The organism is Geodermatophilus aquaeductus, assembly GCF_900182545.1.
Lineage (GTDB): Bacteria > Actinomycetota > Actinomycetes > Mycobacteriales > Geodermatophilaceae > Geodermatophilus > Geodermatophilus aquaeductus.
The window spans coordinates 714,111-739,824 of the sequence record NZ_FXTJ01000001.1; the positions used below are offsets into that span (position 1 = coordinate 714,111).

A 25,714-nucleotide genomic window follows, 5' to 3' on the forward strand; every position below is an offset into this window, starting at 1 on the left:
CCGTGGCAGAGCTCCGTGACCCGGTCCAGATCAGCGTCCCCGTCGACGGCGGGGACCTCTCGGCGCTGTACTGGGCGGCCGACGCCCCCGGCTCCCCCATCGCGGTGCTCGTCCACGGCATCACCGCCAACGCGATGGCCTGGGCCCGCGTCGCGGCGACGCTGGCCGGCGAGTTCGAGGTGGTCGCCCCCGACCTGCGCGGGCGCGCGGGCTCGGCCGGGCTGCCCGGCCCCTACGGCCTGGAGCGGCACGCCCAGGACGTCGCCACCCTGCTCGACCGCTTCGGTGCCGACGACGACGCCGGCGCGGACGCGACCGTGCTCGTCGGCCACTCCATGGGTGCCTTCGTGGCGGCGATGGCCGCGGCCGGCCCCGCCCGCGACGAGGTGCACGGCCTGGTGCTCGTCGACGGCGGCCTGGCGCTGGCCGAGCCCCCCGGCGCCGACGTCGACGCCAAGCTCGCCGCCGTCCTCGGCCCCTCGCTGGACCGCCTGGGGACGACGTTCCCCGACCTCGCCGCCGTCCGCGCCTTCTGGGAGCGGCACCCCGCCGTCGGCCCGTGGGTCGACGTGCCCTCGGTCGCCGCCTACCTCTCCCGCGACCTCGTGCCCGGCGAGACGCCGCTGCGCAGCGCGTGCGTGCCCGAGGCGGTCCGCGTCGACGGCGGGGACGTGCTGCTCAACGAGCGGGTGCTCGAGGCCACCACCGCGCTGCCGGTCCCCGCGACGCTGCTGTGGGCGACCCGCGGCCTGTTCGACCAGCGGCCCGGCCTCTACGACGAGGTGCGGCTGGCCGGCCTGGGCCTGGAGCCGTCGGGTATCACCGCACGCGAGGTGCCCGACACCAACCACTACTCGATCCTGTGGGCCGAGCAGGGCGTGGCGGCCGTCGCCGACGCGGTCCGGGCGGCGGCCGCGCGCGCCTAGACCGGCCGGCCCAGGAGCGGCGGCAGGACCTCCGGGCCGGCCTCCGCGGGCCGCTCCCCCGCCACCGGGTGCGCCCGGACGGCGAGCACCGCGACGTCGTCCTCGGCGCCCTCACCGAGCATGCTCGCGAGCAGCCCGTCGCACAGCTCGTCCAGCGGCTGCCCGGCCGCGGCGGCCACCAGCTCGCGCAGCTGCTCGCGGCTGTCGTCGAGGGGGACGCCGCGCCGCTCGAACAGGCCGTCGGTGAACAGCAGCAGCGTGCTGTCCGGCGGGACGAGCGCCTCGCCGTCGGCGCGCGGCCCGCGCCAGCCGATGCCCAGCGGCGGGCCGACCGGCGCGGTGAGGTCCTGCACGGTGCCGTCGGCCAGCAGCAGCATCGGGTCGGGGTGACCGGCCGAGGACCAGCGCAGCCGGCGCATCCCCGCGGCCCGGTCGGCGGCGTCCTGCTCGACCCGGCACACCAGCGCGGTGGCCATCGCGGGCACGTCGAGGCCCACGAGCGCGTGGTCGACCCGGCGCAGCACACCCGCGGGCTCCTCGAGCCGGTCGAAGGCGATGCCGCGGACCAGCGTCTTGACCTGCCCCATCGCCGCGGCGGCCTCGATGTCGTGGCCCATGACGTCGCCGATGACCAGCACCGTGTCGCCGTCGGGCTGCAGGAAGGCGTCGTACCAGTCGCCGCCGATCGCGACCCCGCGGGTCGCCGGCCGGTAGCGGACGGCGAGCTCGAGGTGGTCGGGCTGCACCGGCGGGGACAGCAGGCTGTGCTGCATCCGCTCGGCCACCTGCGCGGCGGCGCTGGCCAGCCGGGCGTTGTCCAGGGCGAGCGCGGCCCGCCGGGAGGCGATCTCGGCGGTGCGCAGCTCCAGCTGGGTGTGCGCCCCCCGCTCCGGGCCGTTGACCAGCGTGAACGCGCCGAACTGCTCCCCGCGGGCCAGCAGGGGGAACGTGGCGACGGCAGCGGGCCGCAGCGGCTCCAGCGCCTCGCGGCTCACGTCGTCGGCCACCATCGCCCGGACGTCGTCGTCGGTGACGGCGGCGATCACCACCGGCCGGCCGCTGGCCAGCGCCGTGGGCACCGGCGCGGCGGGCCGGTTGCTGCGCACCCGCAGGTCGGCGTAGCGGTGCATCGCCCCGACCATCGCGGGGTCGCTGTGCGCGCGGCCGACGTCGCGGCGGGTGCCGTCGGGGTCGACCACGCTGACCAGGCACCAGTCGGCCAGCAGCGGGACGACCAGCTCGGCGAACCGGGCGACGGCCTCGTCGACGTCGGTGGTGGCGGTCATCGCCTGGCTGATGTCGCCGAGCAGCACCAGGTGGCGGGCCGAGGCCTCGGCGCGGGCCGCCGCCACCACCACCTGCGCCGCGGCCGCCTCGCGCGCCGCGACGGCCGCCGCGCGCTCCTCCTCCGTGCGCCGGCGCTGCGTGACGTCGTCGTAGGTGACCACCAGGCCGGCGCCGGTGAGGAAGGCGTCGGCGCGGAACCACCTGCCCAGCGGGCCGAACCAGGCCTCGGTCGAGGCGGACTCCCCGGTCGCCCGCACGTGCCGGTACAGCTCCTCGAACGGCCCGCCGACCGCCTCGGGGAACTCCTCCCAGATCCCGCGGCCCTGCAGGGCGGCCACGGTGCGGTCGAGGACCGCGGCGCCGGCGGGGTTGACGTAGCTGAACCGCCAGTCGGCGTCGAGGACGAACAGCGGCCGGTCCATCCCCTCCACGGCCTGCACGAGCAGGTCACGGGGCGGCGGAGCGGCGCCGTCCGGGGTCATGGGCTCATGCTCCCCCATCACGGGGGGACTCCGGGGGCGCGGTACCGGTCCGGGTGATCACGACCCGCCGCGGGACCCGTTGGCAGGGCGGTCCGCACCCGCCACGATCAGGAGCCGACGGCGTCGGCGCTCCTCCGCCGGTCCGTGCGGCGAGGGGGTGCGGGCATGGCCGATCCACTCAGGTCGCGGCCGCGCGCCGAGCCCACCGTGCCCCTCCCCCACTCCCTGCTCGACCCCCTCGCGCTCGCCACACTCGTCGACCGGCTGCCGGCCGCCGTCCTGGCCCTCGACCCGGCCGGCCGGCTCACCTGGCTCAACGCCGCCGCCGAGCGGCTGCTGGGACGCAGCGCTCCCTCGCTCGTCGGCCGGCCCCTCGACGACGCCGTCCCCGGCAGCCCCGGGCACGCGCTCGCCCAGGCCTGCACCGAGGCGGCCGGATCCGGCGAGCCGGTGACCGTCGCGGCCGGGGAGGGCGGCTGGTACGAGGTGCGGGCCGCACCGGGCCCGGAGGGCCTCGCGGTGACCGTGGCCGATGTGTCCGCCCGCCGCGCCGCGCAGGAGCAGGCCGACCGCGCCACGGCCCGGGCGACGCTGCTGGTGCGGGTCGCCGCCGAGCTGTCCGGGGCGCTGGACGGGATCGCGGCGCTGGGCCGGCTGGCGCGGCTGGTGGTCCCCGTGCTCACCGATGGCTGCGTGGTCACCGTCGTCGACCGGGAGGGCCGCGCCCGCGACGTCGGCTCCTGGCACGCCGACCCCGAGCGCCGCGACCTGCTCGCCCGCTACGCGCGGGTGCGGCTGGACCGGCTGCCGGCCACCTCCCCCGTGGCGCGGGCGCTGCGCACCGGGACACCGGTGAGCGCCGCGGCGCGGGAGGTGCTGGCGGTCATGACCGACGAGACGACGCGCGGGATGCTGCGCGACCTGCGGGCCGAGTCGGTGGTGGTCCTCCCGCTGCCGGCGGAGTCCCGCACCGTCGGCGTCCTCACGCTCTACCTCGACGCCGGGCGCGCGATGGGCGAGACCGACCTGGCCGCCGCGCGCGCCGTCGCCGTGCAGGCCGGGCGTGCGGTGGACCGGGTGGGGCGGCAGAGCCGGCAGATCCAGCTCGCCGAGGCGCTGCAGCGCAGCCTGCTCACTGAGCCCCCGGCCTTCCCCGGCCTGGAGGTCGTGGCGCGGTACGTGCCCGCCGCCGAGGCGGCACGCGTGGGCGGCGACTGGTACGACGCCTTCCCCTCCCCCGACGGCGACCCGGTCCTGGTCATCGGCGACGTCGTCGGCCACGACACGGCGGCCGCGGCGGCGATGGGACAGCTGCGCGGCCTGCTGCGGGGGGTCGCGCACAGCGGCGGCGCGGGGCCCGCCGAGGTCCTGCGCTGCCTGGACGAGGCGATGGCGACCATGCAGGCGGACACGCTGGCCACCGCGGCCGTCGCCCGGCTGGAGGACGGCGCGCGCCGGTTGCGGTGGGCCAACGCGGGGCACCCGCCGCCGGTGCTGCTCCTGCCCGACGGGCGGGTCACCGTCCTCGACCACGGCGACCGGCTGGGCGACCTGGCGCTGGGCGTGGACGCGACGGCCGTCCGGCGGGAGGCGACCGTGGAGCTCGCGCCCGGGACGACGGTCCTGCTGCACACCGACGGGCTGGTCGAGCGGCGCGGCAGCTCGCTGGACGCCGACTCCGAGCGGCTGCACCGCACGCTGGCCGGGCTGGCCGGGACGCCGCTGCCGGACCTGTGCGACGAGCTGCTCGCCCGCCTGGTGGAGGGCACGCCGCAGGACGACGTCGCGCTGGTCGCCGTCACCGTCGGGGCCGGCTGAGGGGCGAGATCCGTCTCACCCCGCGGGGCGAGGCGGGCGCGGGAAGGGTTGGCCGGCCGGCCGGCTGGGCACCGAGTCGTCGTCCGAGAAGAGCTGGACGACGACGACGGAGAGAGGTCATGGGCCGACTTGCCTGGCCGCTGCGCCCGCTGCCCGACGGGCGGGGCGAGCTGTGGCGCCGGGACCTCGGGGACCTGGCCGAACTGCCGGCCGCCCGGGCGGGCCTCCGGGAGCACCTCAGTGCGATCGGCTTCCCGCGGGACCCCGACGACCCCGCGGCCGACCGGATGATCCTGGCCTTCGACGAGCTCGCGTCCAACGCACTGCGGCACGGGGTGTCCCCGGTCGTGGCCACGGTGGTGTCCGGGAGCGGCGGGTGGCTGCTCGACGTCAGCGACCGCGACCCCGACACCATGCCGGCGCCCGCCGTCGGCCGGGACCCCGCGCAGGGCGGTCTGGGCCTCTACCTGGTGGCGCGGCTGTCGGTGGCGCACGGGTGGTACGTCGACGACGGCTGCAAGCACGTGTGGGCCTGCCTGCCGACGGCGATCGAGGAGTACGCGGCCACCTCGGCCTGAGGCCCGCGGTGTGAGTGCGCCCGGGGCGGCGGGGACGGTGGTCCCGGCGCCGCCCCGGGGCAGTCGGTGGGGGGCTCACCGGCCGGTCTGTCGGGGCCGGCGGCGGGCCCGGAGGGTCCCCGGCGGACGCGGCGCTGGTGCTCAGCGCCCGTCGGGGACGGCTCCTGGTTGCGCTGTCGTGGCCGGTGGCGGGCCCGGAGGGTCCCCGGCGGACGCGGCGCTGGTGCTCAGCGCCCGTCGGGGACGGCTCCTGGCCGCGGTGTCGTCCGGTAGGACGACGGTGTCACGGCACCACGAGCGAGAGGCGGCCCTTGCCGTAGCCGGGGACCTCGACGGCGAGGTCGAGCCGGTTGAAGGCGGCGAGCATGCCGGCGATGTCGCCGGGCAGGTCGTCGCCGGGGGCGTAGGACGCGTGCAGCTTCGAGTGCGGGGCACCCGGCACGTTGAACAGCGCCGAGAGGACGTTGACGACCTCGTGGAGGGCCTCGGTGAGCATCGCGGTGAGCTCGCCGTCCTCCTCGACGACGTCCTGGACGCCACCGGGGGGCAGCAGGGCCAGCGCGCCGCCGGTCCAGGCCGCCAGCGGCAGGTCCATCACGCACAGCGCGTTGACCGCCATCGTGGGGCTGACGTAGACGGCGACCGAGACGGGGTCCTTCTCGGTCGGCGTCACCGGGGCGCCCGGCGTCACCGAGACGGGCTTGCCGACGAGACCCGACAGCATGTCCTTGACGGCCTTGGTGTCGGGCAGGACGACGGTGAGTGGGGCGGTCACGCCAGCACCCCCTCGAGGTGCTCGGTGAAGGTGTCGGCGGTGAACGGCTTGGCGATGAGGAACAGCGCGCCGGCGTCGGCGGCCTTCTCCCGCATCTCCGGCGAGCCCTCGGAGGTGACGAAGCCGAAGGGCACCGACGAGCCGGAGCCGCGCAGCGCCTGCAGGCACTCCAGGCCGGTCATGTTCGGCATGTTCCAGTCCGACAGGACCAGGTCCGGGCTCTCGCTCTGCACCTTCTCGTAGGCGTCGCGGCCGTCCTCGGCCTCGACGATGTCGTGGTCGTCGTAGCCGGCCTGCCGCAGGGTGCGGATGACGATCTGCCGCATGACGCGGCTGTCGTCGGCGACCAGGATCTTCACAGGGGCACCTCGTTCTCTCGCTCGGCGTGCGACTGCACGGAGACGGTCAGCGGCTCGCCGCGCCACAGGACGTCGACGCGGCAGGTGTCGGCCTCGCGGCCGGGGGGTGGGGTGGTACCGGTCTCGGGCAGGCCGAGGACCGACGGGCCGGGGAGGACGGCCTTGACGTTGCCGCCGACGACGTTGGCCAGTTCGCCCATCGCGTCGTCGACGTCCTCCTCCTCGAGCACCTCGGGAGCGTGCTCGCGGAGCAGCGCCCGGGTGAGCGCCAGCGCGGTGTCGCGGCCGCAGGTCAGCACGACGCTGCCGGTCCACGGTCCGACGATCTCGACCCAGGAGCTGAGCGTGTCGGCCGGCAGCGGCGCCGGCAGCGGGACGAGCACCTCGTCCTCGCCGACGAGCGCGAGCCACGCCTGCTCGGTGATCTCCTGGACGGTCGCCTCGTCGATCAGCTCGGCGATGGCCGGGGGACGGTCGCCCGCGCGGCGGCGCTCGCCGCTGTCGGTCGGGACGGTCACAGGGAGACCTCCTGCGGGAGCAGGCCGAGCAGCGCGAGCTTGTCGCGGATGGCGTCGGCGGTGAACGGCTTGATGACGTACTCGTGGGCGCCGGCGGCCAGGGCGCGCACGATCTGGCCGTGCTCGCTCTCGGAGGTGACCATCATCAGCGTCACCGCCCGCCAGCCCGGGTTCGCGCGGACGGCGTTGACGAACTGCAGGCCGTCCATCACCGGCATGTTCCAGTCGATCGTGCAGAGGTCGGGCACCCAGCCCTCGTGCAGGACGTCGAGCGCCTCCTGCCCGTGTCCGGCCTGCCGCGTCTCGTAGCCGAACCCCTCGAGGGTGCCGGTCACGATGCGCCGCATGGCGCGGGAGTCGTCGATCACCAGAGCGCGCACGGTCATGCCCCCTTCAGCGGGCGGTAGGCGGAGGTCCGGCCGAGGACGACGCGGCTCCAGGAGTCGTCGACGCCGAGAGTGGTCTCGGCGGCACCGAGGAACAGCCAGCCGTCGGGGCGCATGAGCTCGCGCACCCGGCGGAGGATCGCCTGCTTGGTGGGCAGGTCGAAGTAGATGAGGACGTTGCGCAGGTACACGACGTCGAACGGGCCCATCCGCGGCAGCGGGGCGGCCAGATTGCACTCGCGGGCGGTCACCATGCGGCGCAGGTTCGGCGCGACCTCCCACTCGCTGCCGGCCCGCTGGAAGTGGCGGACCAGCATCGGCGCGGGCAGGCCGCGGTTGACCTCGAGCTGGCTGAACCGGCCGGCCCGGGTGCGCTCGACCATCTCGCGGGAGATGTCGGTGGCGGTGATCGAGACCCGCGCCGAGGCGTTGGGCATCGCGTCCTCGAGCAGCATGGCGACCGTGTAGGCCTCCTGGCCGCTGGAGCAGGCCGCCGACCAGATCTGCAGCCGCTCGGCCGGGCCGCGCGCCGACAGCAGCGCGGGCAGCACCGTCGAGGTCAGCGCGGTGAACGGGTCGCCGTCGCGGAACCACGAGGTCTCGTTCGTGGTGAGGGCCTCGACGATCGAGCGGGTGTCGTCCGGCCGCGGCCGGCTGCGCACCGAGTCGACGAAGGAGTCGACGTCGGACATCCCCATCTTGCGGGCCAGCGGCAGCAGCCGGGCCTCGACGAGGTACTCCTTGCCCGGCGCCAGGACGATCGCGCTCTCGCGGTGCACCAGCTGGCGCACCCAGTCGAACCGGGTGGCGGTGAGGGTCATCGGTGGGCTCCCGTCGCGAGGGTCAGGGGGGCGGGCTGCGGCGGGAGGGCGCGCGCGAGGTGGCGGGTGATGGCCTCGGCCACCCGGTCGAGGGGCAGGACCTCGTCGGCCAGGCCGGCGGAGGCGACGGCGCCGGGCATGCCCCAGACCACCGAGGTGGCCTGGTCCTGGACGACGACGGTCCCGCCGGCGTCACGGATGACGCTCGCGCCGTTGCGGCCGTCGGAGCCCATGCCGGTGAGCACCACGGCGAGGACGGCGCCGTCGTAGGCGGTCACCGCGGAGCGGAACAGCGGGTCGACGGCGGGGCGGCAGAAGTTCTCCGGCGGGCCCTGCGACAGCATCGTCGTGGCGCCGCGGCCGGTGCCACGCACGGTCAGGTGGTGGTCGCCGGGGGCGAGGTGCACGGTGCCCGGCAGCAGCGGCGTGCCGTCGACGGCCTCGACGACGCGCAGGGCGCTCAGGCGGTCGAGCCGCTGGGCGAACTGGCGGGTGAAGACCGGCGGCATGTGCTGCACGAGCAGGATCGGCACCGGCAGGGTGGCCGGCAGCGCGGGCAGCACCTTGGCCAGGGCCTCGGGGCCGCCGGTCGAGGAGCCGATGACCAGCACCGCGGGGGCCTTGTGCGGAACGCTGCGCGGCGCCGGCGGGCGGGCCGCGACGGGCGCCGGGGCGGGGCGGGCGGCACCCAGGCCCACCGGGCGGCCGGTGAGCGCCTTGATCTTGGGGATGAGCTGCTCGCGCACGCTCTCCATCGACTGCGCGACGCTGCCGACGTTGGCCGGCTTGGTCACGTAGTCGTTGGCGCCGGAGGACAGCGCATCGAGGGTGGCGGAGGCGCCGCGCTCGGTCAGCGTGCTGAACATGACGATCGGCACGCGGTTGCGGCGGGCCCGGATGGCACGCACCGCCTCGATGCCGTTCATCTCCGGCATCTCGATGTCCATCGTGACCAGGTCCGGCTTGAGCGTGTCGAGCTTGGTCAGCGCGAGCTTGCCGTTGACCGCCGTCCCGACGACCTCGATGGCGGGGTCGGAGGACAGCACATCGGTCACGATCTTGCGGACGACGACCGAGTCGTCGACCACCAGCACCCGGATCGGGTCCACACGTCCTCCTGCTCCAGCGGCGGCCGGCCTGCGAGGGCCGTCGTCGGGGTCTCGGCAGCGCGGCAGGAGGTGTCAAGGTCACTCCGGGGCCTGATCCGGAACGACCCCGGGTCTCCCACCCGCCTCGCCTGTCCCAGGAGTTGTCGGCCGCCCCAGCCGTCGTGTTGACCGGGAGCGCGCAACCGTTACGGGGTGTGCGGTGACCGCGGGGGCGGCGGGGACATGTCGACCCGCGCGCGGGCGGCCGGATCAGGTCCGAACGGCGCTGACCTGCGTGGACGCGCGGTGGTCGTCGGACGGGCGGACGCCGCGGCGGCACGTCGTCCCGGCCCGTGCGCGCGGCGGTGGCCGGGTGCCGAGATGCGGCCTGTGGCCGCCCGCACCGGCGTGTCCGCGCGTGTCGGCGGCGAGAACCCGATGATCAGCGCCCGGCCGGCGCCCATCCCGAGATGATCATTGGACGTGTGCACGCCGCGGCGGCGTGTCGGCCCGTGTCCCGTGCACGCAGCCGATGATCAAACCCGGCGCGGGGCCGGCGGACCTCAGCGGCCGGTGACGCGGTGCCAGGGCGCGAGCAGGACGCCGAGCGCGCTGCTGTCGAGCAGGTCGCCCATCGTGAACGCCTGGACGACGCCGGCGAGGGCGTTCCAGGAGCCCGCGGCGCCGTCGGAGGCGTCGAACCCGCCGTCGGCGAAGGCGCGGACGGCGAGCAGCTGGGCGGTGGCCAGCGTGCGGGTGCGCCCGGAGACGTGGGCGGCCCAGGAGGCCTCGTGCATGGCGGTCGCCCACGGACGCTGGGCGGCCCGGCCCTCGTCGACGGCGGTCCGCCAGCGGTCGCGGCCGCGGACGTCGAGGCCGGCGAAGGTGGCCAGCAGCGAGGACAGGTCGGGGGTGCCCGGGCCGAGGTCGGTACCGGCGCCGCGGGCGGCCGCGTCGGGCACCACGGCGGCGAAGGGGCCCACGAGCTCGCGGTGCACGAGCGGGGGCAGCACGTCGGCGGCCCACTCCCCCACCGCGGCGTCGGCGAGCACCTCGGCGGCCTGCTCGCGGACGTCGTCGTCGGCCTCGGCGGCGGCGCGGTGCTCGGGACCGAGGACGTCCTCGCGCAGCAGGCGCTCCAGCGACGCGGCGGTGCCGATGGTGCCGCGCTCGAGCTGGGCGACGAGGACGGCGGTGCGGTCCTCCCCCACGCCCGGCGACACCGAGCGCAGCTGCGGCACGCCGGCGGCCAGCTCGCGGGCGCGGCGGGCGCGCACGGCCAGGACGGTGCGCTGCTCGCGGTCGGCACCGCGGGTGCGGGCGCCGGCGGCGAGCGCGGTGAGCTCGGCGGGGCCGGCGGTGAGCCCGGTGAGCAGCACGTCGGCGACGGCGCGGCCGGCGGGCAGGCGGACGAGGTCGAACCCCAGCGTGGCGGCGCTGACCAGCGAGTACGGCACGTCTCCCCCTCCGACGGCACCGCCAGGAGAGGGCGGCCAGACCATGCTGGCCGCGATCCCCCCGCAACGCCACGCGGCCGTCACCCGATCGCCGGAGGGGCGAAGGGTGACGGCCGCGTGTCGGAACCCGTCAGGTGAGGAGCTCGTGACCCTCTGTCACGCGCCGACGGCCTTCTGAACGTCGAGGGCGAGCAGCAGCGTCCCGTCGAGCTTGTAGGCGCCGCGGATGAGCTCGCGGGCCTGCCCGTCGAGGGTGTCCGGCGGGGCCTCGAAGTCGGTCGCGTCGACGTCGACGACGTCGGCGATCGAGTCGACCAGCAGGCTGACCGCCTCGCCGTGCAGCCGCACGACGATGACGACGGCGTCCGTGCCGGCCGGCCGCGGCGGGCGGCCGAGCCGCTCGCGCAGCTCGATGGCGGTGACCACCTGGCCGCGCAGGTTGATCAGCCCGGCGACGGCCGGCGGCGCCAGCGGCACCCGGGTCAGGACCTGGCTGCGCAGCACCTCCTGCACGTGCTCCACCTCGACGCCGTACAGGTCGCCGTCGAGCCGGAAGGTCGCCAGCTGGCCGCTGGTGGCCCGGGCGGGGGTGTCGGTCGCGGTCGTCACGTCAGACCTCCAGGAGGGCGGGGGAGTGGTCGGTGGCGTAGAAGGCCGGGTCGGCGGCGAGGATGGCCGCGCGGACGTCGAGCAGCTCGGTCACCTTGTCGCCGAGGACGGCCGAGCCGAGCAGGCCCAGGTCGTCGATGTCGCTGCGGACGGCGGCCCCGCCGTCGACGATGTCGAGGATCTCCTCGACGACGATCGCGACGCTGCGGCCGTGGTCGCTGTAGACGATGACCTCGAGCACCTCGCGCTCGCTGGTGCCGTAGGCGCCCAGGTGCCGGTCGAGCCGGACGATCGGCAGGATCGCGCCGCGGTACTGCACGACCTCGCGGTTGCCGACGCGCTCGACGGACTCCGCGCGCACCTGCTCCAGCCGCGTGACGGTGTCCAGCGGGATCGCCACTCGGCGGCCCTCGCCGATGGCGGCCAGCAGCATCCGCTGGCGCTCGGTCTCGGCGGCTACGGAGCCGGCCGCGGCGGCCTCGCGGGCCTCCTGGCGCTCGGCGGTCTCGGTGCGCAGCGCGCGGCGGGCCAGGGCCTGGACGTCGAGGATGAGCGCCACCGCGCCGTCGCCGAGGACGGTCGCCCCGGAGTACAGGCCGATCGCCTTGAGCTGGCCGCCGACGGCCTTGACCACGATCTCCTCGGTGTTGATGACCCGGTCGACGACGAGGCCGAAGCGCCGGCCCTCCGAGCGCAGCACCGCGATGACCACGTGGCCGTCGTGCCGGTCGGAGGTCAGGCCGAGGACGTCGGTGAGCCGCACGAGGGGCAGCAGTTCGCCGCGCAGGCGGTAGACCGGCGCGCCGCCGACCTCCTCGACGGCGTTGGCGGCCTTCTCGGCGTCGAGGCTGACCAGCTCCTGCAGGCTGATCTGCGGGATCGCGTAGCGGTCGCCGGCGCACTCGACGGTCAGCGCCGGGACGATCGCCAGCGTCAGCGGGATGCGCAGCCGGCAGACGGTGCCGCGGCCGGGCTCGGACTCGACCTCGATCGTGCCGCCGATCGACTCGATGTTGGTCTTGACGACGTCCATGCCGACCCCGCGGCCGGAGACGTTGGTGACCGCGGCGGCGGTGGAGAAGCCGGGCGCGAAGATCATCTGCAGGACGTCCTGCGGGCCCATGCGGGAGAGCTGGTCGGCGGTGACCAGGCCACGCTCGACGGCCTTGGCGCCGATCTTCACCGGGTCGATGCCGGCGCCGTCGTCGGCGACCTCGACGACGACCTGCCCGCTCTCGTGCTTCGCGCGCAGGGTCAGCACGCCCTCGGGGGACTTGCCGGCGGCACGGCGGCGGTCGGGGGACTCGATGCCGTGGTCGACGGAGTTGCGGACCAGGTGGGTCAGCGGGTCCTTGACCGCCTCGAGCAGCGTCTTGTCGAGCTCGGTGTCCTTGCCCTCCATCTCCAGGCGGACGGTCTTGCCGCACTGGATGCCGAGGTCGCGGACGACGCGCGGCAGCTTGGACCAGATGTGGTCGATCGGCTGCATGCGCGTCTTCATGACGCCCTCCTGCAGCTCGCTGGCGATGAGGTTCAGGCGCTGCGAGGCGCGCACCAGGTCGGTGTCGGTGGAGCGGCCGACGTACTGGACGATCTGGTTGCGGGTGAGCACCAGCTCCCCGACCAGCAGCATCAGCGAGTCGAGCAGGTCGACGTCGACGCGGATGGTCGAGTCGGCGACGGCGCGGCGCTGCTGGCCGCCCTGGCCCTCCGGGCGCGCGGCGCCGGCCGGACCGGACCCGCCGTCGGGGTGCTCCTCGTGGTGGTCCTCGTCGGCGTGCTCGTCGGGCGCCTCCTCGTGCACCGGCTCCTCGACGGCGACCTCGACGGCGACCTCGGCAGCCGCTTCGACGACGGCCTCCGCCTCGGCGACCACCTCGGCGGCGGCCTCGGCGGCGTCGGCGGCCGGCGCGGCGGCCGACTCGGCGACGACGGCCGCGGCGGGCGCCGGCGTCGCGACGGCGGGGGAGGAGGCCGGGGCGGGGCGGTCCTCCATGGCGGCGCTGATCTCGGCGACGACCGCGGAGACGTCCACGCCGCCCTCGCCGCCGGTGGCCTCGATCGAGGCGAGCAGCGAGCGGACGGTGTCGACCATGCGCAGCAGCACGCTGGTGCGCTCGGGGGTCAGGGCCAGGACGCCGTCCCGCAGCCGGGAGAGCATGTTCTCCCCGACGTGGGTGACCTCCTCCAGCCGGCCGAAGGCCAGGAAGCCGCTGGTCCCCTTGATCGTGTGGATCGTGCGGAAGATGCTCGAGAGCCGCTCGCGGGAGTCCGGCTCCTGCTCGAGTGCGACCAGGTCGGTGTCGAGCTGGTCGAGGTTCTCGTGGCTCTCGACGAGGAACTCCTCGACGATGTCGTCCAGACCGTCCACCGGTGCCTTCTCTCTCACTGTCTGGGGCGGGTCGTCCCGCTGGGTGTTCGACGCCGCACCGGTCCGGCTCAAGGCGAACCCGGGCAGCGGTCGTCGGTGTCTGTCATCGGCAGTCCCCGCCCCGGAGCCGACCGTCGGCCGGCCCCGGGGCGCGGCCTCCCTGCAGGGGCCCACCGCGAGCGTGCGAGCGGTGGGGGGCAGGGAGGCCTCCTAGTAGGTGAAGCGGGCGACGCTGGTGCGCAGGTCGGCGGCCATGCGGGACAGCTCGTCGACGGCGGTGCGCGTCTGGGTCAGCGCCTGCGTGGTCGAGTCGGCCGCCGACGAGACGCCGGAGATGTTGTCGGCGATCTGCCCGGAACCCTGCGCGGCCTCCTGCACCGAGCGCGACATCTCGTTCGTCGTGGCGGTCTGCTCCTCGACCGCGCTGGCGATCGTGGTCTGCCGGTCGGAGATCTGCGCGACGATCTGGCTGATCTCGCCGATCGCACCCACGGCGGCGGTGGTGTCGCCCTGGATGGCCTGCACCCGGCGGGCGATGTCCTCGGTCGCCTTCGCCGTCTCCTGCGCGAGCTCCTTGACCTCGTTGGCGACCACGGCGAAGCCCTTGCCGGCCTCGCCGGCGCGGGCGGCCTCGATGGTGGCGTTCAGCGCCAGCAGGTTGGTCTGCTCGGCGATCGAGGTGATGACCTTGACGACGTTGCCGATCTCCGCCGAGCTCTCGCCCAGCTTCGCCACGGTCGCCGTCGTCGTCTCCGCGGCCGTGACGGCCCGCGCAGCCACGGCGGAGGCCTCCGCCGCGTTGGTCGCGATCTCCCGGATGGAGGCGCCCATCTGCTCGGCACCCGCCGCGACCGTCTGCACGTTGCGGCTGACCTCCTCGGCCGCGCCGGACACCACGCCCGACTGCGCCGAGGTCTCCTCCGCCGAGGCCGAGATCTGCGCCGCGGAGGCCGACAGCTCCTCGCTGGAGGCGGCGACGGCGTCGGCCGCGCCGGCGACGGAGGCCATGACGCCGCGCATCGTCTCCTGCGCGGTGCCGAGGGCGGCGGCCATGCGGCCGAGCTCGTCGCGCCCGCGGACGTCGGGAACCACGGTCAGGTCGCCGTCGGCCAGGGCCTCGACCGAGCGCTGCACCGAGCGGACGGTGGCCACCAGCCGCCGGACGACGAGGACGGTCAGCCCGCCGGCGACGGCGATGCCGGCGGCCAGGGAGATCCACAGGGTGGCGGTGGCCGAGGAGACGATCCCCACGGCGTCGTCGGTGTCGGCCTGGCCGGCGGCCACGCGCCGCTCCTGCATGGCGTTGTACTGGTCCATGATCGCGTCGGAGGCGTCCTGGAGCGGCCCGGTGATCGCGGCGGCCGCGGCGGCCAGGTTGCCGGCGTCGGCGGCCGGGAGCAGCTGCGTGTCGGCGACCTCGTAGTAGCCGTCGACGGTGGCGCGGAACTCCTCGAAGGCGGTCTTGTTGACCGTCACCTCGGCGTAGGCGTCCAGCTGCCCGTCGATGGTCTCCCGCCGCTCGGCGAGGTCGGCGCGCAGGTCGGCCCGCTGCTGGGCGTCGGCGATCGGGTAGGTGTTGTACCGCGACCGGTCGCCCTGCCAGGACCGCTGGATGTTCGCGAGATCCGACAGCCGGACGACGTTGTCGTTGATCCGGGCCGCGGCGGCCTCGACGGCCGACAGCCGGCTGACCGCGAGGACGGTCATGGCGACGGCGACGACGGCGAGGACGGCGACCGCGGCGCCGATCTTGACGGCGATCGGCCGGTCGGCGAACCAGCCGCCGGAACGGCCGGCACGGGGGGTGCTCATGGGGGTGCTCCTGGGGTCTCTCGTGCCGGGTCAGTAGGTGAAGCGGGCGACGCTGGTGCGCAGGTCGGCGGCCATGCGGGAGAGCTCGTCGACGGCGGTGCGCGTCTGGGTGAGCGCCTGCGTGGTGGAGTCCGCGGCGGTGGAGACGCCGGTGATGTTGTCGGCGATCTGCCCGGAGCCCTGGGCGGCCTCCTGCACCGAGCGCGACATCTCGTTGGTGGTCGCGGTCTGCTCCTCCACGGCGGAGGCGATGGTGGTCTGGCGGTCGGAGATCTGCGCGACGATCTGGCTGATCTCGCCGATGGCGCTCACCGCGGCGGTGGTGTCGCCCTGGATGGCCTGCACCCGGCGGGCGATGTCCTCCGTGGCCTTCGCCGTCTCCTGGGCCAGCTCCTTGACCTCGTTGGCCACGACCGCGAAGCCCTTGCCGGCCTCGCCGGCGCGGGCGGCCTCGATGGTGGCGTTGAGGGCGAGCAGGTTGGTCTGCTCGGCGATGCTGGTGATGACCTTGACCACGTTGCCGATCTCCGCGGAGGACTCGCCGAGCTTGGCGACGGTGGCGGTGGTGGTCTCCGCGGCGGTCACGGCGCGGGCGGCGACCGCGGAGGCCTCGGCGGCGTTGGTGGCGATCTCCCGGATGGAGGCGCCCATCTGCTCGGCACCGGCAGCGACGGTCTGCACGTTGCGGCTGACCTCCTCCGCGGCGCCGGCGACCACACCGGACTGCGCGGAGGTCTCCTCCGCCGAGGCGGAGATCTGAGCCGACGAGGCGGACAGCTCCTCGCTGGAGGCGGCCACCGCGTCGGCGGCACCGACCACGGAGCTCATGACGCCGCGCAGCTCGACGACGGCGGCGTCGAGGGACTGCCCCATCCGGCCGAGCTCGTCCCGGGTGCTGAGGCCGCTGCGCACGGTCAGGTCGCCCTGGGCCAGCGCCGCGGTGACCTCACCCACGCGCTGGGCCTGGCGGGCCATCCCGCGGGCGATGACCCAGCCGAGGCCGGCGGTCAGCAGGATGCCGACGGCCATGAGGACGAGCGCGAGGGTGCGCTGCGACTCGTAGTCCGAGCGGATGCCGGCGGCGGCCGCGGCGGCCTCCTCCATCTCGATGTCGCGGAGCTGCTGGATGTCCTCGGTGAGCGAGGTGACCAGCGGGGCGCCCTGGGCGTCGTTGGCGGCGGTCCAGCCGCGCACGTCGTTGGCCAGCGCCAGCGGGGCGAGGACGGTGTCCTGGAAGTCGGCGAAGTCGGCCATGGTGGCGTCGATGCCGTCGACGATCTCCTGCCGCTCGGCGTCGAGCCCGCCGGTCGCGTAGGTCTCCAGCGCGGCGCCGAGGTCCTCGCGCAGCCCCTCGACGGCGGCCAGCGTCTCCTGCTTCTCCTGCGGGGTGGCGGCCAGCAGCGCGTTGCGGGTCCCGACGCGGATGTCGCTGAGGATCCCGTCGACGTCGGCCGCCGCGACGGCGCCCTGGAGGTTGGCCTGGTAGAGCGAGTCGGCGGAGTCCGCGGTGTCGCCGAGCGCCTGCAGACCCATCAGCCCGACCGTCCCGGTCACGACCGCACCCAGGGCCACCGTGCTGAGCACCTTGGTCGTGACGCCGCGATCACCCCACCAGCTGCCGGCTCGGGTGCCGGACTCGCGGACGTCGGTCGGGATGGTCATCGGGTTCTCCAGATCTTTTCGGCGCAGCGCCCGGATCGCGCTGACGGGAGGACTGTGACGGATCGGGAAAGGAACCCGCGCCGTCCGGAAATGGCGTGTCGGTAACGATCCGAACACGGCCGTAAATGGTTGCACGAGGCAACGCGAGAGCCATTCCGGACACCATGTCGACATGGCGCCGCGGAATGGCGGATGACCGTTGCACGACCGGGTAGCCGTGTCGACAGGTGGCTGGATCGCTGGTCAGAGCCCCGCGATACAGGTCGTCCATCGGCTCCGGGCCTGACGAGCGGCTCCGTGGAGCCGATGGCTCCGGGGCGTCCCCGCCATTCCCGGGGAATGCGTCAGCGCGGCCGTCCGAATGGCCGACCGCGCTGACGCAGGAATCAGTGCGTGAAACGGCTGACGCTGGTGCGGAGATCGGCCGCCATCCGCGACAGTTCGTCGACGGCGAGGCGCGTCTGCGAGAGCGCCTGGGTGGTCGAGTCGGCCGCCGACGAGACGCCGGAGATGTTGTCGGCGATCTGCCCCGACCCCTGCGCCGCCTCGGCCACCGAGCGGGACATCTCGCTCGTCGTCGCCGTCTGCTCCTCCACCGCGGAGGCGATGGTGGTCTGCCGGTCGGAGATCTGCGCGACGATCTGGCTGATCTCACCGATCGCGCTCACCGCGGCCCCGGTGTCCTTCTGGATCGCCTCCACGCGGCGGGCGATGTCCTCGGTGGCCTTCGCCGTCTCCTGCGCGAGCTCCTTGACCTCGTTGGCCACGACCGCGAAGCCCTTGCCGGCCTCGCCGGCCCGCGCCGCCTCGATGGTGGCGTTCAGCGCGAGCAGGTTGGTCTGCTCCGCGATGCTGGTGATCACCTTGACGACGTTGCCGATCTCGGCGGAGGACTCGCCCAGCTTGGCCACGGTGGCGGTGGTCGTCTCCGCGGCGGTCACCGCTCGGGCGGCCACCGCCGACGCCTCGGCGGCGTTGGTGGCGATCTCCCGGATGCTCGCTCCCATCTCCTCCGCGCCGGCGGCCACGGTCTGCACCGACCGCGACACCTCCTCGGCCGCGCCGGCCACCACGCCCGACTGCGCGGAGGTCTCCTCCGCCGAGGCCGAGATCTGCGCCGAGGACGCCGACAGCTCCTCGGACGAGGCGGCCACCGCGTCGGCGGACGCCGCGACCGCGGCCATCACCGCGCGGAGCTCGTCCTGAGCGGCGTCGAGGGCCGCGGCGACCTCGCCGACCTCGTCGCCGCGCCGGATGCCGGTGCGGGCCGTGAGGTCACCCGCCGCCAGGCTCGCGGCCACCGTCTGGACCCGGCGCAGCGGACGCACGACCGACCGTCCCACCAGCACCGCGCACAGGACTGCCAGCACCAGCGCGGCCAGGCCGACGGCGCTGAGCAGCACGGTGGCGCGGGTCTGCGCCGAGTCCTGCTGGGCCCGCAGGTCCTCCGCGCGCTGGCTCGCCGAGGCCTGCATCCGGTCGGCGAGGTCGAGCACCATGCCGTAGCCCTCACCCGCCTCGCCGCCGTTGATGCTCTCGAGCGCGGTGCGGAAGCCCTCCGGGGTGCCGGCCGACAGCCACTCGACGACCCGGTCGTCCCAGGCGAAGTAGTTGTCCCAGGCCGGCCGGAGCTCGGCGAAGGCCGCGGCCTCCTCCTCGTTCATCGCCGAGGTGTCGACCTCGTCCAGCCAGGCGTAGACGGCGTCCTTGCTGTCCAGGAGGCCGGAGCGGTTGTAGGCACCCGGAGCGAGGGCGACCGCGGGACCGAAGGTGACGGCGTCGGCGACCACCAGGCCCTGCCAGCCGGTGACGTCGGCGATCTGGAAGCGGGCCGTCTCGGCGTCGGCCAGGACGGCGTCGGCGAGGCTCAGCTCCTCGGCGAGGTCGCGCTGCTCGGCGACGGCCGACAGACCGGCGCCGGCGCTGACGGCGACCAGGACGCCGACCGCGCCGAAGGCGAGGCCGAGCCGGCGGCCGACGCGCAGGGAGGAGAGCCAGGACAGGTGCACGGTGGTGCCTCTCACGTACGGCCCCGTGGCCGGCACCGGTGCCGGCCACGGGGGACTGGTTCAGTGGGTGAAGCGGCTGACGCTGGTGCGCAGGTCGGCGGCCATCCGCGACAGTTCGTCGACGGCGACGCGCGTCTGCGACAGCGCCTGGGTGGTCGAGTCGGCCGCGGCCGAGACGCCGGAGATGTTGTCGGCGATCTGCCCCGACCCCTGCGCCGCCTCGGCCACCGAGCGGGACATCTCGCTCGTCGTGGCGGTCTGCTCCTCCACGGCGGAGGCGATCGTGGTCTGCCGGTCGGAGATCTGCGCGACGATCTGGGAGATTTCACCGATCGCGCTCACCGCGGCCCCGGTGTCCTTCTGGATCGCCTCGACGCGGCGGGCGATGTCCTCGGTGGCCTTCGCCGTCTCCTGCGCGAGCTCCTTGACCTCGTTGGCCACGACCGCGAAGCCCTTGCCGGCCTCGCCGGCCCGCGCCGCCTCGATGGTGGCGTTCAGGGCGAGCAGGTTGGTCTGCTCGGCGATCGAGGTGATGACCTTGACCACGTTGCCGATCTCCGCCGAGCTCTCACCGAGCTTGGCGACGGTGGCGGTGGTCGTCTCGGCGGCCGTGACGGCCCGCGCGGCGACGGCGGAGGCCTCGGCCGCGTTCGTCGCGATCTCCCGGATCGAGGCGCCCATCTGCTCCGCGCCGGCGGCCACCGTCTGCACCGACCGCGACACCTCGTCGGCGGCGGCGGACACGACGCCGGACTGCGCGGAGGTCTCCTCCGCCGAGGCCGAGATCTGCGCCGACGACGCCGACAGCTCCTCGCTCGAGGCGGCGACGGCGTCCGCGGAGGCGGCGACGGTGTCCAGCACCTCGCGCAGGGTGGTCTGGGCGAGGTCGAGGGCGACGGCCATCCGGCCCACCTCGTCGCGGGACCGGATGCCGGTGGCGCGGGTCAGGTCGCCCTGGGCGAGGGCCTCCAGGGAGGCCTGCACGGTGCGCACGGGCCGGATCACCGAGCGGGCGGTCAGCCAGCTCAGCCCGGCGAGCAGCAGGAAGCCGCTCGCGGCCACCAGGAAGGCGATCGTCTCGTACCGGGTGACGGTGTCCTCGAGGGCGACCGCGGCGGCCTCGGCCTCCGCCTGGAGGGTGTCCTTGGCCTCGCCGACGGCGGCGTCGGTCAGGTCGTTGGCGGCCTGGATGTCCTCCCAGCGCAGCCGCGTGCCCGCCTGGTCGGCGACGGCGCTGTTGACGAACGTGGTGATCGCGTCGGTGTAGTCGCCGTAGGAGCCCTGCAGGGCGTCGACGGCGGCCGCGCTGTCACCGGTCAGCTCGATCTGCGCGAGCTCGTCGAGCAGCGCCTCGGGGGTCGCGACGTCGTCGGCCAGCTCGGCGAGCTGCTCCGCCGGGACCTCGCGGACGATGGCCTTGAAGCCGTCGACCTTGAGCTCGCTGGCCCGGGTGTCGAGCTGGAGCACGAGCTCCTGGGCGTCGTTGAGCGCCTCGGCCTGCTGCTGCTGCTCCCGGACGGCTCCGTGGCCGAGCGTCGTCGCCGCGAGCAGTCCACCCAGTGACAGCGTGCCGACGGCGACGAGCGCGCCGAACTTCACGGACAGCGGACGGTCGGCGAACCAGCCGGCCTGCGGGTGGGGTGCGGCGTTCACGGGGCCTCCTGGGCGTCCTGCGCACGCTGCGACGGATGTGACGGGCGTGCACGGGAATGGTGGGGGCCGGCGCCGCCCGCGCCCCGGCACGGGAAACCGCCGCGGACGGATCGTTGTGGTCCGGGCGGGGACCGTGCGCTGCGCCGTCGCCGAGTCGACGGCGCCCGGTGGTGACCGGCGGCCGTCCCCGGCATCCGCGCAGGTGGGACGGGGGCGGGGGTGACCTGTCGACCCCGCGGAGCCGGGTCGGCGTCCGCGCGGCGGACGGTCACCCGGCGACGCGCCGCGACGCGCCGTGTCGCGCGGGTCAGGCGGCGCGGGTCAGGCGAGCAGGTCGCCGAGCGTCCGCAGCACCGCGACGACGGCGGCGGGATCGGCCACGCGGTACCGCGCGGTGGTCTCGCCCTCGCCGACCTTGATGCCGGCGTCGTCCGGTCCCAGCGTGGCGAACACGTCCTCGTCGGTGCGGTCGTCGCCGAGGTACAGCACCGCGGCCGCGCCGAGCTCGTCCCGCAGCCGGGTGACGGCGCTGCCCTTGTCGGCGTCGGTCACGGCGAGCTCGAGCACCGCCTTGCCCGGCTTCTTCGTCAGTGACGGATCGGCGGCCGCGTCGGCGGACGCCAGCAGCGCGGCCGCCGCGGCCGGGTCGGCGACCTGCCGCACGTGGACGGCGACACTGGCCGGCTTGACCTCCAGCCGCGCACCGGGGACGGCGGTCACCAGCGGCGTGAGCGACGCGGCCAGCGCGTCGCGGCGGCCGGCCAACTGCCCGGTGAGCGGGCCGCCGAACTCGGCGCCGTGGCTGCCGATCCAGCGGTAGGGGCCGGCGAAGCCGCTGACCGCCCGCAGGTCCTCGAGTCCGCGCCCGCTGACCAGCGCGACGGTCACACCGTCGGCGGCGGCGACCCGCGCGAGCGCCTCGGCGGCGCCGGGGGAGGGGAGCGCGGCACCGGGGTCGCCCACCAGCGGGGCCAGGACGCCGTCGTAGTCGGTGGCGACCAGCAGCGGACGGCGCCCGGCCAGCGCGGCCAGCGCCGTGGCCAGGTCGGCGGGAACGGTCACGCCTGGGCCTTGAGCGCGTCGAAGAACGACGACGCCCAGTGGTCGAGGTCGTGCTTGACCAGGTACCGGCGCATGGCGCGCATCCGGCGGGCGCCCTCGGCCGGCTCGACCCGCAGCGCGCGCAGCAGCTGGTTCTTCACGCCGGCGATGTCGTGCGGGTTGACCAGGAACGCCTGCTTGAGCTCCGCGGCGGCCCCGGCGAACTCGGAGAGGACCAGCGTGCCGCCGTGGTCCCCGCGCGCGGCGACGTACTCCTTGGCCACCAGGTTCATGCCGTCGCGGTAGGGCGTCACGAGCATGACGTCGGCGGCGCGGTAGAGGGCGGCGAGCTCCTCGCGGGGCATCGACTGGTTGAAGTACTGCACCACCGGGGCGCCGATGGAACCGTGCACGCCGTTGATGTGCCCGACCTGCTGCTCGATCGTCTCGCGCATGTGCACGTAGTGCTCGACCCGCTCCCGGCTGGGGGTGGCCACCTGCACCATGACCGTGCCGGGCGCCTCGACGACGCCGTCCTCGAGCAGCTCCTGGAAGGCGCGCAACCGGACGCTGATGCCCTTGGTGTAGTCGAGCCGGTCGACGCCCAGGATGACCTTCTCCGGGTCGCCGAGCTCGGCGCGGATCTCCTTGGCGCGGGCCAGCACCTCCGGCGAGGAGGCCAGCTCGTCGAAGGAGGCGACGTCGATGGAGATCGGGAACGCGCGCGCGGTGACCGTGCGGCCGTCGTACTCGATCGTCGGGCCCCTGGTGGGCAGCTCGTGCAGCCGCCGGGCCAGCTGCACGAAGTTGGTCGCCGCGCTGGGGAGCTGGAAGCCGACCAGGTCCGCGCCGAGCAGCCCCTCGACGATCGCCGAGCGCCACGGCAGCTGGGTGAACAGCTCATAGGGCGGGAACGGGATGTGCAGGAAGAAGCCGATGGTCAGGTCGGGGCGGCGCTGGCGCAGCATCGCCGGCACCAGCTGCAACTGGTAGTCGTGCACCCAGACGATCGCGTCGTCGGCGGCGACCTCGGCGGCGCGGTCGGCGAAGCGCTTGTTGACCTGCACGTAGGTGTCCCACCAGGTGCGGTGGTACTCCGGCTTCTCGACCACGTCGTGGTACAGCGGCCACAGCGAGGCGTTGGACATGCCCTCGTAGTAGCGGTCGACCTCCTCCTCCGAGAGCTCGACGGGGATGAGCGACATCCCGCCGGACTCGAAGGGCTCGGGCGCCTCGCCGGCCGACCCGGACCAGCCCACCCACGCGCCGCCGCGGCCGGCGACGAAGGGCTCGAGGGCGGTGACCAGGCCGCCGGGGCTGCGCTGCCAGCGCGTCGTCCCGTCGGGGTCGGTCACCTGGTCCACCGGCAGCCGGTTGGCCACCACGACGACGGGGCTGTCCGCCCGCACGTCTCCCGCGTCTGACCCGGCCATACCGGTCCCGACCCTATCCAGGCCGCGCCCGTCAGGCACCCTCGGGCGGTCAGCGGGCCGGAGATCCGGCCGGTCAGCGGGCCAGCAGGTACCCGGCGGCCGCCGCCGCGAGGCCGGCGACCAGTGTGACCGCCACGTACACCGCCGCCCGGACGACGGCGCGCGCCTCGGACAGCCGGACGACGTCGGCCCCGAAGCTGGAGAAGGTCGTGAGCGTGCCGCAGAAGCCGGTCCCGACGAGCGCGAGGACCCCGGCCGGCACGTCGCGCAGGCCGAGCAGCACCCCGAGGACCACCGCGCCGGCCACGTTGACCGCCAGCGTGGCCACGGACGGGTCCCGGTCCGACCGTCCCGCCAGCCGGACGGCGAGCAGCCTCAGCGGGGCGCCGGCCAGCGCGCCGGCCGCGACCAGCAGCGGGGTCACCGGCGCACCACCCGCGCCCCGGCCGCCACGGCCAGCACGCCGCCGACCACCGAGGCGAGCACGTAGCCGAGCGCCCCGGCCACCGCGCCGGCGTCGGCCAGGTCGATGACCTCCACCGCGAACGCGGAGTACGTCGTGTACCCGCCGAGGACGCCGACGGCCAGGAACGGCTGCACCCAGGCCGGCTCGGGGTCGCGGGTGGCGAGCGCGCCGAGCAGGACCCCCATCAGCAGGCAGCCGGTGAGGTTGACCAACAGCGTTGCCCACGGCCAGCCGCCGTCGGGGCGGGGGAGTGCCTCGGCGACGCCCCACCGGGCCAGCGCCCCGACGGCGCCCCCGAGCGCCGCGAGCAGGTAGGCCACCCGCACCTCCGGGGCATAGGGAGCTCTCCCCACGCTCCGGGGGCCGAGACGTGCGTAGAGCTTCCTATGCCGCCCCTGTCAGAGGCGCTGGCGGGTCTCGGGGAAGAGCAGGTCGACGAAGCGCGCGGCGGTCGGCTGCGGCTCGTGGTTGGCCAGGCCCGGCCGCTCGTTCGCCTCGACGAACACCGCGTCGGGGCCCTCGACGTCGGGCACGAGGAAGTCGATGCCGGTCACCGGGATGCCGATGGCGCGGCTGGCCCGGATCGCCGCCTGGGCGACGTCGGGGTGCAGCCGGTCGGTGACGTCCTCGATCGTGCCGCCGGTGTGCAGGTTCGCCGTCCGCCGCACGCGCAGCCGCTCGCCGTGGGGGAGGACGTCGTCCATGGCGTACCCGGCGGCGCGGACGACGTCGGCGGTGACGTCGTCGAGCGGGATCCGCGACTCCCCGCCGGTGGCCCGCTCCCGGCGCCGGCTGGTCTCGCGGACCAGGTCGGTGATGCTGCGACGGCCGTCGCCGACGACCTCCGCGGGCTTGCGCACCGCCGCGGCGACCACCTCGTGGTCGATGACGACGACGCGCAGGTCCTCGCCGGGCACCAGCTCCTCGGCGAGCACGTCGGGGCAGAACAGCCGCGCGGCGGCCACGGCCCGGTCGAGTTCCTCCCCGGTGGTCACGCCCACGGTGATGCCCTTGCCCTGCTCGCCGCGGGCGGGCTTGACCACGAGCTCGCCGCATGCGGCCAGCAGCTCGAGCGCCGGGCCGGGGTCGCCCTCCGGCACGGTGACGCCGCGCGGCACGCGGACGCCGGCGGCCTCGACGATCCGGCGGGTGACCCGCTTGTCGTCGCAGCGGCTCATGGCGACGGCGGTGGTGAACTCCGACAGCGACTCGCGGGTCAGCACCCGGCGCCCGCCCAGGGCCAGCCGCATCTCGCCGAACTCGGCGTCGGTGACCTCGACGCGGATGCCGCGGCGCAGCGCCTCGTCGGCGATGATCCGGGCGTAGGGGTTGAGCTCCGTGACGCCCGGCGGGCGGGCCGCGAACAGCGGCGTGTTGATCGGGTTCTTGCGCTTGACGCACACCGCCGGTGCCCGGACGAAGCCGAGCTTGCGGTACAGCGCGATGGCCCCGGAGTTGTCGTGCATGACCGAGAGGTCGACGTAGGAGCGGCCGCGGCCGACGTAGCGCTCGGCCAGCACCCGCACGAGCGCCTCACCGGTGCCGGGCGGCGCGCTCTGGGCGTCGACGGCCAGGCACCACAGGCTCGTGCCGCTCTCGGGGTCGCCGAAGGCCAGCACGTGGTCGACGCCGGTGACCGTGCCGACGATCCGCCGCGTCCGCCGGTCCTCGGCGACGAGGTAGGTGAAGCAGCGGGTGCGGTGGTTGGCCCACATGGTCTCCGGGTCGCCGGTGACCATGTTGTTGCGGGCGTAGATCTCGTTGATCGCCTGCATGTCCTCGAGCGAGGTCACCGTGCGCACGAAGATGCCGCGGATCAACTCGGGGCGGGGCCGGTAGCGGTAGAGGTCGAGCCGGTAGGTGTAACTGGGGTCGATGAACAGCTCGTCGGGGGCGAGGCCCACGAGGACGTGCGGGTCGCGCGCGTAGATGCAGATGTCGCGCTGGCCGCTCTCCTCGGCGCGCAGCGCGGCGAGGATGTTGCGCATCTCGGAGAACGTCTGCCCGAAGACCAGCCGGCCCCAGGCCAGGTCCAGCACGACGTCGCTGTCCATGCCCTCCAGCTGGTGCTCGGAGGGCCGGGTCCAGTTGCGGCCGGTGAGGTCGGGGGTGCCGGCCACGGTCGTGCGACGTCGGTGTCCGGCGAGCCGGGGTGCTGCCACG

Annotated in this window: 22 protein-coding genes; 3 read left to right on the plus strand and 19 right to left on the minus strand. The window is 75.0% G+C overall.

The annotated features are described in order from the left end of the window. Positions 1-2: 2 nt before the first annotated feature. Complete coding sequence (locus tag FN207_RS03545; protein ID WP_142456931.1) at positions 3-926, plus strand: alpha/beta hydrolase; 924 nt, start codon at positions 3-5, stop codon at positions 924-926. Here the strand turns inward: FN207_RS03545 and FN207_RS03550 are convergent. Continuing rightward, positions 923-2,695, minus strand: a complete 1,773-nt coding sequence (locus FN207_RS03550) for a SpoIIE family protein phosphatase (protein WP_185938136.1) — start codon at positions 2,693-2,695, stop codon at positions 923-925. The genes FN207_RS03545 and FN207_RS03550 overlap by 4 nt on opposite strands. Positions 2,696-2,860: 165 nt before the next feature. On the opposite strand from FN207_RS03550, the gene FN207_RS03555 reads away from it, so the two are divergent. Together FN207_RS03555 and FN207_RS03560 are read left to right on the plus strand one after the other, a co-directional pair. Next, entirely contained in the window at positions 2,861-4,513 is a 1,653-nt protein-coding gene (locus tag FN207_RS03555) for a SpoIIE family protein phosphatase (protein WP_142456933.1), read from the plus strand. Between the two features lie 119 nt (positions 4,514-4,632). Continuing rightward, complete coding sequence (locus tag FN207_RS03560) at positions 4,633-5,091, plus strand: ATP-binding protein (RefSeq protein ID WP_142456934.1); 459 nt, start codon at positions 4,633-4,635, stop codon at positions 5,089-5,091. Between the two features lie 283 nt (positions 5,092-5,374). On the opposite strand, the gene FN207_RS03565 is transcribed toward FN207_RS03560, so the two are convergent. From FN207_RS03565 to ngg, 18 genes are all read right to left on the minus strand, one after another. Next, entirely contained in the window at positions 5,375-5,866 is a 492-nt protein-coding gene (locus FN207_RS03565) for a hypothetical protein (RefSeq protein ID WP_142456935.1), read from the minus strand. After that, a complete protein-coding gene (locus tag FN207_RS03570) occupies positions 5,863-6,225 on the minus strand; it encodes a response regulator (protein ID WP_142456936.1) in 363 nt (120 codons plus the stop codon). Before FN207_RS03570 ends, FN207_RS03565 begins: the two co-directional genes overlap by 4 nt. Beyond that, on the minus strand, positions 6,222-6,743 hold the full coding sequence (locus FN207_RS03575) for a chemotaxis protein CheX (RefSeq protein WP_142456937.1): 522 nt from the start codon (positions 6,741-6,743) through the stop codon (positions 6,222-6,224). Before FN207_RS03575 ends, FN207_RS03570 begins: the two co-directional genes overlap by 4 nt. Further along, positions 6,740-7,129 carry a response regulator gene (locus tag FN207_RS03580; protein ID WP_246065728.1) on the minus strand — a complete coding sequence of 130 codons (390 nt, stop codon included), beginning with the start codon at positions 7,127-7,129 and terminating at the stop codon, positions 6,740-6,742. The genes FN207_RS03575 and FN207_RS03580 overlap by 4 nt, the downstream gene beginning before the upstream one ends. Next, the gene (locus FN207_RS03585; RefSeq protein ID WP_142456938.1) at positions 7,126-7,950 is read right to left on the minus strand and encodes a CheR family methyltransferase; all 825 of its coding nucleotides are present in this window, start codon (positions 7,948-7,950) and stop codon (positions 7,126-7,128) included. Before FN207_RS03585 ends, FN207_RS03580 begins: the two co-directional genes overlap by 4 nt. Further along, complete coding sequence (locus FN207_RS03590) at positions 7,947-9,059, minus strand: protein-glutamate methylesterase/protein-glutamine glutaminase (RefSeq protein WP_142456939.1); 1,113 nt, start codon at positions 9,057-9,059, stop codon at positions 7,947-7,949. Before FN207_RS03590 ends, FN207_RS03585 begins: the two co-directional genes overlap by 4 nt. Before the next feature lie 542 nt (positions 9,060-9,601). After that, positions 9,602-10,495: a hypothetical protein gene (locus FN207_RS03595; protein WP_142456940.1), complete on the minus strand. Its 894-nt coding sequence runs from the start codon at positions 10,493-10,495 to the stop codon at positions 9,602-9,604. A 156-nt stretch (positions 10,496-10,651) separates the two neighbouring features. Next, entirely contained in the window at positions 10,652-11,104 is a 453-nt protein-coding gene (locus FN207_RS03600; protein ID WP_185938138.1) for a chemotaxis protein CheW, read from the minus strand. Position 11,105: 1 nt separating this feature from the next. Beyond that, on the minus strand, positions 11,106-13,475 hold the full coding sequence (locus FN207_RS03605; RefSeq protein WP_142456941.1) for a chemotaxis protein CheA: 2,370 nt from the start codon (positions 13,473-13,475) through the stop codon (positions 11,106-11,108). 210 nt (positions 13,476-13,685) lie between these two features. Then, positions 13,686-15,287: a methyl-accepting chemotaxis protein gene (locus FN207_RS03610; protein ID WP_142456942.1), complete on the minus strand. Its 1,602-nt coding sequence runs from the start codon at positions 15,285-15,287 to the stop codon at positions 13,686-13,688. 30 nt (positions 15,288-15,317) lie between these two features. Further along, positions 15,318-16,949, minus strand: a complete 1,632-nt coding sequence (locus FN207_RS03615; protein ID WP_142456943.1) for a methyl-accepting chemotaxis protein — start codon at positions 16,947-16,949, stop codon at positions 15,318-15,320. Between the two features lie 386 nt (positions 16,950-17,335). Beyond that, positions 17,336-18,973: a methyl-accepting chemotaxis protein gene (locus tag FN207_RS03620; protein ID WP_142456944.1), complete on the minus strand. Its 1,638-nt coding sequence runs from the start codon at positions 18,971-18,973 to the stop codon at positions 17,336-17,338. Positions 18,974-19,018: 45 nt separating this feature from the next. Then, the gene (locus FN207_RS03625; protein ID WP_142456945.1) at positions 19,019-20,611 is read right to left on the minus strand and encodes a methyl-accepting chemotaxis protein; all 1,593 of its coding nucleotides are present in this window, start codon (positions 20,609-20,611) and stop codon (positions 19,019-19,021) included. A gap of 321 nt (positions 20,612-20,932) precedes the next feature. Next, on the minus strand, positions 20,933-21,673 hold the full coding sequence (otsB, locus tag FN207_RS03630; protein ID WP_142456946.1) for a trehalose-phosphatase: 741 nt from the start codon (positions 21,671-21,673) through the stop codon (positions 20,933-20,935). Then, complete coding sequence (locus tag FN207_RS03635) at positions 21,670-23,085, minus strand: alpha,alpha-trehalose-phosphate synthase (UDP-forming) (RefSeq protein ID WP_142456947.1); 1,416 nt, start codon at positions 23,083-23,085, stop codon at positions 21,670-21,672. The genes otsB and FN207_RS03635 overlap by 4 nt, the downstream gene beginning before the upstream one ends. Positions 23,086-23,158: 73 nt before the next feature. Continuing rightward, a complete protein-coding gene (locus tag FN207_RS03640; protein ID WP_142456948.1) occupies positions 23,159-23,509 on the minus strand; it encodes a fluoride efflux transporter FluC in 351 nt (116 codons plus the stop codon). Then, a complete protein-coding gene (gene crcB / locus FN207_RS03645) occupies positions 23,506-23,871 on the minus strand; it encodes a fluoride efflux transporter CrcB (RefSeq protein ID WP_142456949.1) in 366 nt (121 codons plus the stop codon). Before crcB ends, FN207_RS03640 begins: the two co-directional genes overlap by 4 nt. A 78-nt stretch (positions 23,872-23,949) precedes the next feature. After that, on the minus strand, positions 23,950-25,713 hold the full coding sequence (ngg, locus tag FN207_RS03650) for an N-acetylglutaminylglutamine synthetase (protein WP_221888013.1): 1,764 nt from the start codon (positions 25,711-25,713) through the stop codon (positions 23,950-23,952). Position 25,714 lies beyond the last annotated feature (1 nt).